The following is a 13,785-nucleotide window of genomic DNA, read 5'->3' on the forward strand; positions in this document are numbered from 1 at the left end:
AACAATTTTTTGAGATGTAACTAAACAAACCACAATATATTGTGGTAAAATCTCAGCAGATTTCACCGGAAGGGGGTCCTTCCCTTGTATGTGAACCGAATAGGAACTTTCCGGGATCATCCAGATCTCTATGGGGTGTCGGTTTACTTCCAGGGGTGCGATGCGAAACCAAAGTGCTACATGTGCCACAATCCAGAAACATGGCATCTTTCAGAAGAATACAAAAGACCATCAGAGGTTGTGACAAAGATCATCGATGAAAAACTCTCGAGTCTTTTGAGGTACTTCCCAAAAGCCGCCCTCGTCTTTCTCGGAGGAGAACCCCTCGCACCGTACAACAGAGAAGAGATGCTTTCTCTTTCGAAGATGTTCAAGGAAAAGTACGGAGAACGCTTGACGGTTGTGCTGTTCACCTGGAGGCTTCCGAAGGACATCGTAAAAGAGAACCTTCTCAAGTACGTTCAATACGTGGATGAGTTCGTCATGGGAAGGTACCTCCACACTTACCGCCGGGATGGGTTTCCGGCCTCTAAGAACCAGATTCATATTGACAGGAGAACTTTTGAGAGAATGATCGAAGCAGTGTTGAGGAGGGGACACTATGAAGGTTCAGTATTCGTTCGAAAGAGAATTTGAAGAACTGATGAGTGATCTTCTTTCCAAGTACGGTTATGAGATGTTCCAGATGGACGGCCTCGGCGACCAGCTCGATGTAGTAAAGTTCACAGAAGACTTCGTGAGACGGGGAATCATCGAGTCTACGATCGACGCAAACGCGAACGTCAGGGTCACCAACATCAGCACTTACTTCATCGAGATATCGAAGCCGCACACGTACCTCTACTCGCTGTACAGGATCTGGCAAAAGATGAAGGAGATGTTTGGAAAAGGGGTCGCAGACGAGTTCGTCGAAGCGCAGATAAACGGTGCCGTCTATCTTCATGACAGGCACCACGCAGCTCTCATGCCTTACTGTTTCGCCTACACTCTGAAACCCATAGTGGAGAAGGGACTTCCGTTCATAAAAACCATAAAATCCGAGCCCGCAAAGCACCTGTCCACATTCATTCAGCACGTCATTCAGTTTGTGATGTTTGCGTCCAACCAAAGCTCTGGTGCGGTTGGACTTCCTGACTTTTTCGTCTGGATGTGGTACTTCGTCAAGAAAGACCTCAAGGAAGGAATCATCCCGCGTGACAAACTCGACTGGTACATAGAACAGCATTTCCAGATACTCACTTACTCACTGAACCAGCCCATCAGAACGACACAGTCTCCGTACACGAACTTCACGTACCTCGACAGAAACTACATAAAAGCGATTTTCGAAGGGGAAAGGTATCCAGATGGTTCTTTGATCACGGACCACGTGGAAGACATCATCGCTCTGCAGAAGCACTACTGGGAGTGGGTGTCAAGGGAAAGAGAGCGCCAGATGTTCACCTTCCCTGTACTCACAGCAAGCCTTCTCTATAAGGACGGCAAGTTCCTCGACGAGGACAGCGCTCGCTTCATAAACAAAATCAACATGAAGTGGCAGGACACAAACTGGTACATCTCCGACTCGATAGATGCTGTGGCGTCCTGCTGCAGGCTCACATCGTCTACTCAAACTCTGAAGAAGTTCTCACTTTCGAGCGAGGAAGAAGAAAAACTGAAAGGAAGGATGAACTCTATCGGTGGATCAGACCTGAACATCGGATCCTTCAAAGTGATCACGGTGAACCTTCCAAGAATCGCTCTTGAAAGCGGCGGAGACAGAGAAAAGTATCTTCAGATTCTCAGGCACCGCGTTCAGCTCATCAAAAAAGCCCTCGCCGCAGTCAGGGAGATCATAAAAGAGAGAATATCCGAAGGACTTCTTCCTCTCTACGAAAACGGTCTCATGCTTTTGAACAGACAGTACGGAACCATCGGTGTCACTGGTGTCTGGGAGAGCGCCTCGATCATGGGATTGACCACGGAAGACATCGACGGTCTGAAGTACACAGAAGAAGGAGAAGTGTTCGTAGACAACGTTTTGGACACCATCCGAGAAGAAGCGGAAAAGGGATACCATGAGTACGGCTTCACCTTCAACATAGAACAGGTACCCGCAGAGAAAGCGGCTGTGACTCTTGCTCAGAAAGACAGATTTCTCTTCGGTGAGAAACAGCCGTTCGAGATCTACTCCAACCAGTGGGTGCCTCTCATGGCGAACACGGATGTTCTCAACAGAATCCGCTACTCCGGAAAATGGGACAAAAAGGTGAGTGGAGGAGCGATTCTGCATATCAACCTCGGAGAATCTTTCAAGACGGAGGAAGAATCCTTCAACATGGTGAAAATGATCGCGGACATGGGTGTAATGTACTTTGCGTTCAACACGAAGATCAGCGTGTGTGAGGATGGACACGCGTTCTACGGAGAGAGATGTCCTGTCTGTGGAAAAGCCAAAGTAGATGAATACATGAGAATCGTAGGGTATCTCGTTCCCGTTTCCGCTTTCAACAAAGAAAGAAGAGAAATAGAGTATCCCAGAAGACAGTTCTACGATTCGCTGACAATCAGAAGGTGATCAGCCCCCGCACAACGCGGGGGTTTTTTGTGGTACAATTATTATTGAGAATTAGTTTCAACTTTTTTGGAGGTGAGTTTCATGAGGGTGAAGCACTTTGAACTCCTCACGGACGAAGGGAAAACATTCACTCACGTTGATCTTTACGGGAAGTACACCATCCTCTTCTTTTTTCCTAAAGCAGGAACGAGCGGTTGCACGAGAGAAGCCGTCGAATTCTCCAGGGAAAACTTCGAGAAGGCTCAGGTAGTAGGGATCTCCAGAGACAGTGTTGAAGCATTGAAGAGATTCAAGGAAAAGAACGATCTCAAAGTGACTCTCCTTTCAGATCCGGAAGGAATTCTCCATGAGTTTTTCAACGTTCTGGAAAACGGAAAAACAGTTCGATCCACCTTCTTAATAGACAGGTGGGGCTTTGTGAGGAAAGAGTGGAGAAGAGTGAAGGTCGAAGGACATGTTCAGGAAGTGAAAGAAGCTTTAGATCGACTGATAGAAGAAGACCTTTCACTGAACAAGCACATAGAGTGGAGAAGGGCAAGGAGAGCGTTGAAAAAAGACAGAGTACCGAGAGAGGAGTTAGAACTCCTCATAAAAGCAGCTCATCTTGCTCCTTCGTGCATGAACAACCAGCCGTGGAGGTTCGTGGTAGTGGATGAAGAGGAACTCCTCAAAAAGATACACGAAGCACTTCCCGGTGGAAACTACTGGATGAAGAACGCACCCGCTTTGATAGCGGTTCATTCGAAAAAAGACTTCGATTGTGCACTCCCAGATAACAGAGATTACTTCCTGTTCGACACTGGGCTTGCCGTGGGAAACCTCCTTGTTCAGGCAACACAGATGGGCCTTGTGGCTCATCCCGTTGCAGGCTACGATCCTGTGAAGGTCAAAGAAATCTTGAAAATCCCTGAAGATCACGTGCTGATAACCTTGATCGCTGTAGGATACCTGGGAGACGAAAGTGAGCTTTCCGAGAAACACAGGGAGCTGGAACGCTCAGAAAGGGTGAGAAAAGAGCTCTCCGAAATTGTCAGGTGGAACCTTTAGTCTTCTTTTCTCAGAACGAGTGACGCTGTGTAAAAGACAAACATAAGACCAGCTAAGAACATGATCACTGCGGTGATAAGGTACCTGCTGAACGGAAATATCTCAAAGCCCAATGAGTACCTGATGAGTTCCACACCATATTTCACAGGTAGGAAGTAAGAGACAACTCTCAGATAATCAGGGAGGAACGAGACCGGAAAATAAACACCTGTTAGAAACATCATAATGGTGAAGAGAATCACAGCAGCATCCGTTGCCACATCGGATTTCTTGAACAGAATTGATATCAAAGCTCCAAGCGCGATGAAGGATAGAACAGAACTGACGACGGATATCAAAAAGAGAAACACGTTCAGTTCGTAGCTTGCTTTAAAGATCAAAGTTCCCAGCAGCATTATGAGAGCGGTGCTCAAAATTCCGTAGAACATCCTCGCTGAGATGAGACCAAAGACAAAGGAAAAGTTTCCAACGGGAGTTGCTTTGAGCCTCTTCAAAAAGCCTCTTTCACGATAGCGGGAGAACACGTCCACGGTTCCAAAGAGCCCGATCGAGAGTAGAGATACGGCGATCACACCCGTGAGGGTATAATCGAAAGATGTGAGCTCTCTTGCGGTTTTCAGAACTTCTTTTTTCACCATGATGACGGGATTCAGACCGTTGAGGAGCCTTGTGACCTTGTTTTTGAGGGAGATTTCCCAGGAGTCGAGAAGCGATTGATAGTATTCGTCCGTTGTGTTTCTTATAAAGATGATTCTTTCTTTCTCCACCACCGCCACTTCGTGGTAGTAGCCCTTCAACTCCTCGAGCGAGGTGTAAACATCTCCAAAATCCGAAAGATCGTAATCGACGGTCACAACTGCTGTTTTCACAGAATTGCCGGAACCGCCAAAAAGAAAACCAAAAATCAGAAGAAACATGACGGGAAAAGCAATGCTGAAAAAAGTGGAAATTTTATCCCTCCACGATTCTTTCCACATAGCAGAGAACAGAGCCAAAAACTCACTCAACCATCATCACCCTCCTCCAGTTCAAAAAAAAGAGAACGAAAGAGAGTACTATCCACACGATCGGCACTAAAAAGTGATTCGAGTAAATCGTTCTGTATCCGAAAGACCCCCTCAGATAATCCACCAAGTAGGTTGCAGGATTTCCAAGAACAACCGCTTTGATCGGCCAAGGAATTCCGGAGACATCGAAGTAAAAACCTCCGAGGAACATGAACACCTGGTTGAACACCTGCGAAGCTGCACTCAAAGCGGAGAAGGTTTTGAACAAAGACACCATGAGCAGAGACACACTCAGAAACGTAAGAAAGGAAAGAAGCACACCGCCTAAGAAGGATACATTGATGGGGAACTCTATTCCGTACACAAAACGTGCAAAGAGCGTCACAGAAGCGGAAGTGATGGACATGGCAAAAAGTCCGCAGACGACTATGGAGAAAAAGTAGTGATGACCTCTCAGTGGAGAAGCGAGGATTCTTTTCAAAATTCCCTGCTCTCTGTAGAGAGCGAGCTGATACGGAACAGTGAAAAGGCCGACGGACATCACACCCACAAGAAGAACGGCAGGAAGAATGTAGTGAGAGTAATTGATAGCCTGCCTTTCTTTTTTTCTGTACTCCACTTCTACCTCCTTTACCTTTCTTAGTTGAAGGTCGAGCGACTCGAGTATGTTAGAAACAACGTTCGCAAGGACAATGGATTCCTGCCTCTCCGGAGCGTAGAGAATGGTGATCTCTACAGGAACAGAGATCTTCGTTTTGGAAAAGATGATAGCTTTTGTGAAGAGATTGTCGAAGTTCTCCGGTAGAATCACACAAACATCGATCTTTCCGTATTTGAGGTCTCTTTCAGGGTTCTGTGTTCTGATGATCTCGATACCGGATGGGAGATGGCTGAACACACTCTCTACCAAACTACTCTCTCCCACAAGTCCTATCCTCAGGTTCATGTTAGAAGACATATCTCCGAAGATGGATACGAGAATGAGATAGAGGAGTATTGGAAAAAGGAAATTCCAAAAAAGAACGCTCTTAGTTCTGAAGTAATCGTTTTTCAGAATGGAAACAACAAGATGCCTCATTCTCTGAGATCCCTGCCTGTGAGCTTCAGGAAAACATCTTCAAGATTCGGTTTTCTTATCACGATGTTTGAAACGTTCCAATTTTTCAGGAGATCTTTTATGAGTTCTTCTGGGGCATCAGTTTCCACAACGTAGTGGTTCTCTTTTTTCTCCAAGTATCTCACGTTCACGTCCTGATCACAGTCAAACTCGACGACGGTTTTCAGCCCGGAAGAGCTTATGAGAGAGGAAGGAGTTCCTTCTGCTATGATCTTCCCGTGGTCTATGATGCAGACGTGGTCAGATAGTCTCTCTGCCTCTTCCATGTAATGGGTGGTGAGAAAGATGGTCTTTCCAAGATTTTTGAAGTGTTCTATGGTGTCCCATATCTGCCTTCTCGCCTGTGGGTCAAGACCTGTCGTTGGTTCGTCGAGGAAAACAATCTCCGGATCGTTGATGAACGCCACAGCCACTGCGAGTCTCTGAAGCTGGCCCCCAGAGAGTGTTTTCACCATTTTTTTCTCTATGTTTTCAAGAGAAAACAATCCCATCACTTCTTTGAGATCCAATCCCGTTCCGTACAGCCCGCGGAACAATTTGAGGGTTTCCCAAACGGTGAGGTTTTCAAAAAACGCACTTTTCTGGAGACACACACCAATTTTTCTCTTCGTTTCTCTATCCAAGACATCCTTTCTCTCACCGAAATAGTAGATCTCCCCGGAGTCTTTCTTTCTGAGACCTTCGAGTATCTCAACGGTCGTGGTTTTTCCCGCACCGTTGGGTCCAAGAAAGGAGAAAACAGTTCCACGCTCCACGGTGAAACTTATCCCGTCCACGGCCTTCACGTCACCGTAGTGTTTCTTCAGATCAACGACTTTCAAAATCTCCAGAAAAAATCCCCCCTTTGAATGTAATACTACCATACATTGAAACAAAAAAGCGCCCCTCACGGGCACTTTTGTTTAAAGGATGCATTGAAATTTGTTGAGCTTAGCGGAGATCATCGATACAAGACAAGTTTCCGTACCTCTAAGGAAGTATTGAAACCTGAAAGAGGGAACGAATGTGTTTATGCGACGAAAACTGGTTTCCATACCTCTAAGGAACTATTGAAACTTTGGGAAGAGGAGGGAGAACATGAGGATAAGTGAGTTTCCATACCTCTAAGGAATTATTGAAACTAATCAAAATGTATCCAGACGGAACATCTAAAGAATTGTTTCCATACCTCTAAGGAATTATTGAAACTTCCAGTCCAACCGTCGACTGAGTGTGAATGACTCCCGTTTCCATACCTCTAAGGAATTATTGAAACCACCCGTGATGTCTATCGTGTTGCCTGTCGTTACCGGTTTCCATACCTCTAAGGAATTATTGAAACGCGTTTCCACTCGTATCTATCGCTCTCACACGGAAGGTTTCCATACCTCTAAGGAATTATTGAAACTTGTGCCTGTAAAGGGGACAGTAGATACTGAAAGTTTATATTGTTTCCATACCTCTAAGGAATTATTGAAACCCGACAGCGAATCAGCGAATCCCCACGATGGTGCGGTTTCCATACCTCTAAGGAATTATTGAAACAGGTGCAATCGCAGGCATCTGGAAGCTCCAGAACAAAGGGTTTCCATACCTCTAAGGAATTATTGAAACCAGAGTAATGAGAGGAGTCATATTTGAAATCGATGAGTTTCCATACCTCTAAGGAATTATTGAAACCCGGAAGTAGTAGGGTTCGTCGCCGGGCTCTGTGATGTTTCCATACCTCTAAGGAATTATTGAAACGTCTGAACTCTGCCTTGAACAATGCCTCCGAAGAATGTTTCCATACCTCTAAGGAATTATTGAAACCATTTGTAGCACTATCATAAGTCAGAGTTTTCCCCGGTTTCCATACCTCTAAGGAATTATTGAAACAGGAAACGAATACGAAATCTGGATAAGAGAAGCAGAGTTTCCATACCTCTAAGGAATTATTGAAACTATTGTGCTTTTGTTCAGAATGCTTTCGAGTCTGTGTTTCCATACCTCTAAGGAATTATTGAAACTTTGAGCCTGATCGGGATAGCAGAGAACTTCACGTGCTGTTTCCATACCTCTAAGGAATTATTGAAACGTGTCCTTCAGTAGCAAATGGAGCTACAGGAAGAGCGTTTCCATACCTCTAAGGAATTATTGAAACACTTGAAAGTGCTTGAAAAAGTTGTGGAATAGCGCTAGTTTCCATACCTCTAAGGAATTATTGAAACTGCGAAGGATTGTGGTAGAGCATATGAAGTATATAGTTTCCATACCTCTAAGGAATTATTGAAACATCCATTCACAATCCCGACATTGTGAAGCCAACCACGGTTTCCATACCTCTAAGGAATTATTGAAACAAGTACACATCAACCATTGTCCCTTCTGTTACCTGGGTTTCCATACCTCTAAGGAATTATTGAAACTCGATGCGATGGGGTGATAGGGTGCTTCGATGGAAGTTTCCATACCTCTAAGGAATTATTGAAACAAGGCAGATCTGAGGATCATTGCAGAGCGAGGAAACAGTTTCCATACCTCTAAGGAATTATTGAAACGAAGAAAGGAGGATGAGGAAGATGGGAAAAGAGAACCGTTTCCATACCTCTAAGGAATTATTGAAACCCGTTGAGTTCAAGAGAAATTATACCACAAACACACTCTGAAAGCAAGATGTTTTTTGAACTTCCATATCCTCCCTTTCCATAAACCATTCTAACACACAAAAGAGCACCTTCAAGTACTGTTTGGAAAAATGGAATAATTGCATAGTCCAACAATGAAAGAACACAAGCAAAAAACAGAAGATAAATTATATCAACCTAGTTCAGGGCATTTTGGGGTGTTTCTGGTAAAAATCGATTAGTTCCATGTTTCACAAATAGATGAAAGAAGGTATTCCTCAGTGTGTTAGAAGTTAACTATTAACTTCTCGAATTCAAATCACTTACACGTCATAGATTACCGCAAATTCTCTTCATATTGTCTCTTCATATCATCCATTATTCCCTTTTTAACGCATAGCTTCCGTTACCACAAACCCGCATGAAATTTTTCGTTACCGGTAATTGCATACTCTGTATCGATCTTCCAGTGCCAGATACACGCATCACCTACTTTGTGAATGATTGGAACTAATTTGGTTTATATGCATAAAACAATATTGTTCAAAACTACCTTTATTTTCACTAACTCGAAAAAACCTCTTGAAACATTTCCATCCCGTGGTATGATTAATTGTGTATTAATTCAAGTTACGAATAAATTTGGGAGGGATCACCGTGGATGTTGTGTTGAGAGAGCGAAGCATAGAGGAGTACCGCACCATAATCGGAAACGAGGTGGACGAGATAAAAAAACTCGCAGAACCTCTTAAAGGAAAAAAGGTGCTCCACGTCAATGCGACTGCCTACGGTGGAGGAGTTGCTGAAATTCTCCACAATCTCGTTCCGCTTATGAGATCGGTTGGTCTGGATGCCAGATGGAGGGTCATAGAGGCACCCGATGAGTTCTTCAATGTCACAAAAAAGTTTCACAACACGCTTCAGGGAGCAGATATAGAGATTTCAGAGGAAGAATGGAACCTTTACGAAGAGGTCTGCAGAAAAAACGCAGAACTGATCCAGGATGAAGAGTTATTCGTGATCCACGATTCCCAACCAGCAGCTGTGAGAAAGTTTGTGGATTTGAACGACAGGAAGTGGATCTGGAGATGTCATATAGATCTATCCACTCCAAACATGAAGGTCTGGCAAAAATTTTCTCAGTATCTGGAAGGATACAACAGACTCGTTTTCCATCTCGAGGAGTATTTCCCGCAGGGATGGAAAGAAAGGAGCATTGCTTTTCCACCGAGTATAGACCCCCTGAGTGAAAAGAATCGAGATCTTGACGAAGACACGATAAGAAAAACTCTTGAAAGACTCGAAATAGACCCGGAGAGACCTCTGATAACTGTTGTGGCTCGATTTGATCCGTGGAAAGATCTCTTCAGTGCCATCGACGTCTATAGACTGGTGAAGAAAGAGATCCCGGAGGTTCAGCTTGCCGTGGTTTCCGCCATGGCGGCGGACGATCCAGAAGGATGGTTCTTCTTTGAGAAGGTCCTCAGATACGCCGGAACGGACGAAGATATAAAATTCTGCACGAACCTGAAAGGTGTTGGAAACAAGGAAGTGAACGCTATTCAGAGGGCCACAACCGTTGCTCTTCACACGGCAACAAGAGAAGGCTTTGGTCTCGTCATAAGTGAAGCCCTTTACAAGAGGGTTCCGGTCGTGGCAAGGCCAGTTGGTGGTGTTAAGATACAGGTGAAACATGGAGAAAATGGTTATTTGGCATGGGAAAGAGAAGACCTTGCGGGGTACGTGGTAAAACTCATAAAGGATGAAGAACTCAGAAGAAAAATGGGAGAAAAAGGAAGGCAAACCGTGGTGGAAAATTTCATTATCACGGTGCATCTGAAGAACTATCTGAAACTCTTCTTAGATCTGTTGAGGTGAGAGAGTGCCTTCACCGCTTCTTCGAAGAGAAAACAAGATAAAGATCCTGAGGTACATACTGAAAAATGGAAAAACTACCAGAAACCAGCTTGCCAGCAATTTGAACCTCGCACACAGCACTCTGAGCTACATAATCGACGAGTTGCTCGATGAAGGTTTCCTCGTCTTTGAGGAGATCAAAAAGAAGAGAGGGAGACCATATCAGATTTTGAGCGTCAATCCAGAGAAATTCACCGCGATCGGGGTGAAGGTAGGCCGCGAAGAGGTACGGGGTGTACTCTTTGACGCAAGAATGAATCCTTTGAAAGAACACAGAGTGCAGATTCTGTCCGGTATGAGAAACAACGACGGTTATACTCGTGCTCTCAGAGAAACCATCGAACAACTTCGCAGTGAAAATCTTCTCGGAGTGGGTATCTGCTCTTCTGGTATCGTGAAGGAAGGAAGAGTGGTTGTTTCTCATGTGATGAACGTGAAAGACTGGGATCCAAGGAAAGTCCTGAAAGATCTTGAAAGGATCCTCGTCATGAACGATTCGGATGCCCTCTGCCGGGAAATTTCCCAGAGAGTGAACACAGACTTTCTTCTGGTGAGCTACGGTGTCGGCATAGGTGCAAGTCTCTGGAAAGATAAGAAGATTCATCACATAGAGATGGGACATATGCTGGCCGCTTCGGAAGGAAAGTGCTACTGTGGACAGACAGGTTGTCTGGAGTATCACTCTTCAGAGTACGCTGTTTTGAAGTCTTACCTTGGAAAAGAGATCGATTTCGAAGATTTCATCACAAGTGAAGAAGAAAAGTACAGGCAGACAATCGAAGAATTGAGAGAAAAAGCCAGAGAAGATTTTGATTCTGTGAAAGTGCACTACGAAAAGGCATTCAAAACCTTTTCTGTGGTACTGGGGAACGTTATCATGGGTTCGGGTGTTTCTCGGGTGTTCTTCGCGGGAGAAGGTGTGGTAAGCGAAGAGATGGTCAAGATCCTGGAAGAGCTGGTTAAAGTTCGGTTCAACCGCGATTTTGTGGGAGAAGTGCAATTCCAGGTGGCCGATGCGAACTGGATGCTCGGCGCGGCTCGGGCGGTTGTTGACAAATACCTTCCTTATATTGTGAAATAAGCTCCCGGAATCCCGGGAGCTCTTTTTTAATACGCATACAATCTTCCGTACGGTCTGTGTGTGTAGGGTTTGAGGATGATGAATTCTTCGTTCAGGATCTCCTCTGAGTCGTAGTCAAAGAGTCTGCAGAACTCTTCAACATAAGGCTTGATCCTGTTGATATCCTCTTCGGTGGGCTGGAAGATTTTCACTTCTTTTCCGAGTTTGTGCTCTTCTACGGTTCCTCTGAGAAAGATCTCCCCACCGTGCATTCCTGTTCCAACGTAGTTTCCTGCGATGTTTCCATCTTCATCTTTTTCCAGTCCCAGCACTATGAGAAGTCCTCCTGCCATGTATTCTCCGAGGAAGTCTCTCGCAAAGCCTCCTATGACGACAACGGGGTAATTTTCTTTGTATGCCTTCATGTGTATTCCCACTCGATATCCAGCATTTCTTTTTATGTAGATGTGTCCACCCCTCATGGCGTATCCTATGATGTCGCCCGCGTGCCCGTGAACCACGATTTTTCCTGCGTTCATGGTGTTTCCTACACCGTCTTGTGCGTTTCCGTTCACGATGATTTCAGGACCGTCCATGAAAACACCAAGATCGTTCCCCGGAACGCCGTTTATTTCTATTTTTACTTTCTTTCTGATTCCGGCTCCGATGTATCTCTGACCGCAAACGTTGTCCAGAACTATTTCTTCTTCTCCGTTTTCTACCGCTTCCCAGATCAAGTCGTTCAATTTTTTGTAGTGGAGACCTTTCGCGTCTATTCTAACCATATCTTGATTTCCCCCTCCAGCATCTTCTTTCTGAACTCTTTTGGAAGGTAAACGAGGCCGAAGTTCTCGTCGAGTAGTCTGTCTTTGAAAGAAGACACGTCGAGTTTTTGAAGGATGAGGCCTGTGTAGATTCCGGCCCTGTCTATGTCGTTCACGAGGATAGCACCTACGAGTCTGTTGTCCTTCAACACCATTTTTTTGTAAGTATTTCCTTCTTCGAAGGTGAGGATTTCATACCCACCGTCTTCCACGTTCGAGTGCCCGACAGATATGGTTGGAATACCGGCGAGTTCAACGGAGTTCATCGGGATACCGCCGGGATATCTCACGTTTTTCCCAGCCATGTTGTAGCCAGCCACTCTTCCCTGCGCAACGGCCACAGGCCAGATGGCGATCGTTTTTCTCTGACCATCTATCAGATCGTAGAATTCAGTGCAGTCTCCCGCAGCGTAAACACCTTCCACGTTTGTTTCCATCTTTTCGTTCACCACAATACCGCGGTTTATTTCTATCCCGGAGTCTTTGAGAAATTCCACATTCGGCTTTACTCCAATTGCGATGACGAGAAGCTTTGTTGGGATCTCCTTTCCGCTTTTTAGAACAACGGAGGAAACCGTGTCGTCACCGTTCACTTTCACCACTGTGTCGTTCGTTATAACGCTGCATCCTTCTTTTTTCAAAGCTTCGGTGATGATCTCAGATGCCTTTCTGTCGAAGGTAACAGAGAGTATCCTGTCTGCCAGTTCAACGATGGTGACCTTCACTCCGAGTTCCATCAGCGCTTCCGTTGTTTTAAGACCGATCAGACCTCCACCGAGCACCACGGCTTCTTTCACATCGTTTTCTTCTATGTACTTTTCTACCTTCTCTTCGTCTTCCCACGTGGTGAATGTGAACACACCTTTCTTTCCAGTGAGTCCCTCTATGTTTGGAACAAACGGCTTTCCACCGGTGGCAATCAGGAGTTTGTCGTAGCGAATTTCTTCTCCGCTGTCTGTTACTACTGTTTTCTCCTCTGGTATCACCTTTTCGACTCTTGTAGCGGGTTTTATATCGACCCTCATTTCTCTCAGATAGTCTTCCGTTCTGTAATACATCTTCTCCTCTGTGACCTTTCTTCCAAGCAAGTAGGTGATCAAAGGTCTTGAGTATCCCACGTATTTCTCTGCCGTGATCAGAAGGATTTCTCCTTCTTTGTCAACTTCTCTGATCGCTTCTATCGCGTTCAAACCGGCTGGTCCGGATCCAACTATCACGTACCTCATTCTCTCACCTCAACCAGAACGAGCGCTTCGTTTGGACAGCCTTCGACACAGCCAGGAGTTCCTCTATCGGCACAGAGATCACACTTTGAGGCAACTTTCTTTTCTTTCGTGTTCCTTCTTATCACACCGAAGGGACAGGCCATCACACACATCCAGCATCCTACACACTTTTCTTGATTCACTCTGATGGCTCCTGTTTTTGGATCTCTGTGCATCGCGCCCGTCATACAGGCCTTCAGACAGGATGGATCATCACAGTTTCTGCACTGAAGTGCGAAAGTGACGTAATCGTGCTCTTCCACTATCACGTTTGGTTCGGGAAGTTCCGGGACGTATCTGTACACCTTTATGAGGTTTCCCGTTCCCACCTGTGCAGCGACGCAGTTTATCTCACACAGCTTACATCCCATGCAGTACTCTTCCCTGATAAGTATTCTTCTCACCG

The 13,785-nt window shown here is 45.3% G+C and carries 11 protein-coding genes and 1 CRISPR repeat array; of the genes, 5 read left to right on the forward strand and 6 right to left on the reverse strand.

Annotation, left to right across the window (positions count from 1 at the left end; genetic code table 11):
- Positions 1 to 84 precede the first annotated feature (84 nt).
- The 3 genes from nrdG (at position 85) to TM_RS01960 (ending at position 3,604) form a co-directional block, all read left to right on the forward strand.
- Positions 85 to 636 (forward strand): anaerobic ribonucleoside-triphosphate reductase activating protein, encoded by a 552-nt coding sequence (gene nrdG / locus TM_RS01950; protein WP_004083204.1) that lies wholly within the window; start codon positions 85 to 87, stop codon positions 634 to 636.
- Positions 602 to 2,557, forward strand: coding sequence for an anaerobic ribonucleoside-triphosphate reductase (nrdD, locus tag TM_RS01955; RefSeq protein WP_004083208.1), 1,956 nt, complete (start codon positions 602 to 604; stop codon positions 2,555 to 2,557). The genes nrdG and nrdD overlap by 35 nt, the downstream gene beginning before the upstream one ends.
- Positions 2,558 to 2,638: 81 nt before the next feature.
- Positions 2,639 to 3,604, forward strand: coding sequence for a nitroreductase family protein (locus TM_RS01960; RefSeq protein WP_004083209.1), 966 nt, complete (start codon positions 2,639 to 2,641; stop codon positions 3,602 to 3,604).
- Here TM_RS01960 and TM_RS01965 read toward each other — a convergent pair.
- The 3 genes from TM_RS01965 to TM_RS01975 are packed head-to-tail and all read right to left on the reverse strand — an operon-like array spanning position 3,601 to position 6,591.
- Complete coding sequence (locus TM_RS01965; RefSeq protein ID WP_004083210.1) at positions 3,601 to 4,611, reverse strand: ABC transporter permease; 1,011 nt, start codon at positions 4,609 to 4,611, stop codon at positions 3,601 to 3,603. The genes TM_RS01960 and TM_RS01965 overlap by 4 nt on opposite strands.
- Complete coding sequence (locus TM_RS01970; protein WP_004083211.1) at positions 4,604 to 5,689, reverse strand: ABC transporter permease; 1,086 nt, start codon at positions 5,687 to 5,689, stop codon at positions 4,604 to 4,606. The genes TM_RS01965 and TM_RS01970 overlap by 8 nt, the downstream gene beginning before the upstream one ends.
- Positions 5,686 to 6,591, reverse strand: coding sequence for an ABC transporter ATP-binding protein (locus tag TM_RS01975; RefSeq protein ID WP_010865109.1), 906 nt, complete (start codon positions 6,589 to 6,591; stop codon positions 5,686 to 5,688). Before TM_RS01975 ends, TM_RS01970 begins: the two co-directional genes overlap by 4 nt.
- Before the next feature lie 94 nt (positions 6,592 to 6,685).
- Positions 6,686 to 8,314: a CRISPR direct-repeat array (repeat unit 30 nt; unit sequence GTTTCCATACCTCTAAGGAATTATTGAAAC).
- A gap of 656 nt (positions 8,315 to 8,970) precedes the next feature.
- On the opposite strand from TM_RS01975, the gene TM_RS01980 reads away from it, so the two are divergent.
- A complete protein-coding gene (locus tag TM_RS01980; protein ID WP_004083215.1) occupies positions 8,971 to 10,191 on the forward strand; it encodes a glycosyltransferase in 1,221 nt (406 codons plus the stop codon).
- A gap of 4 nt (positions 10,192 to 10,195) precedes the next feature.
- Positions 10,196 to 11,311, forward strand: coding sequence for an ROK family transcriptional regulator (locus TM_RS01985; RefSeq protein WP_004083219.1), 1,116 nt, complete (start codon positions 10,196 to 10,198; stop codon positions 11,309 to 11,311).
- A 26-nt stretch (positions 11,312 to 11,337) separates the two neighbouring features.
- Here the strand turns inward: TM_RS01985 and TM_RS01990 are convergent, their stop codons facing one another.
- From TM_RS01990 to TM_RS02000, 3 genes are read right to left on the reverse strand one after another with little or no spacing between them, the layout of a single operon-like run.
- Positions 11,338 to 12,075, reverse strand: coding sequence for a hypothetical protein (locus tag TM_RS01990; RefSeq protein WP_004083223.1), 738 nt, complete (start codon positions 12,073 to 12,075; stop codon positions 11,338 to 11,340).
- On the reverse strand, positions 12,063 to 13,340 hold the full coding sequence (locus TM_RS01995) for an NAD(P)/FAD-dependent oxidoreductase (RefSeq protein WP_004083225.1): 1,278 nt from the start codon (positions 13,338 to 13,340) through the stop codon (positions 12,063 to 12,065). The genes TM_RS01990 and TM_RS01995 overlap by 13 nt, the downstream gene beginning before the upstream one ends.
- A complete protein-coding gene (locus TM_RS02000; RefSeq protein ID WP_024103735.1) occupies positions 13,337 to 13,783 on the reverse strand; it encodes a 4Fe-4S dicluster domain-containing protein in 447 nt (148 codons plus the stop codon). Before TM_RS02000 ends, TM_RS01995 begins: the two co-directional genes overlap by 4 nt.
- Between the last annotated feature and the right edge of the window lie 2 nt (positions 13,784 to 13,785).

The organism is Thermotoga maritima MSB8 (genome assembly GCF_000008545.1).
Lineage (GTDB): Bacteria > Thermotogota > Thermotogae > Thermotogales > Thermotogaceae > Thermotoga > Thermotoga maritima.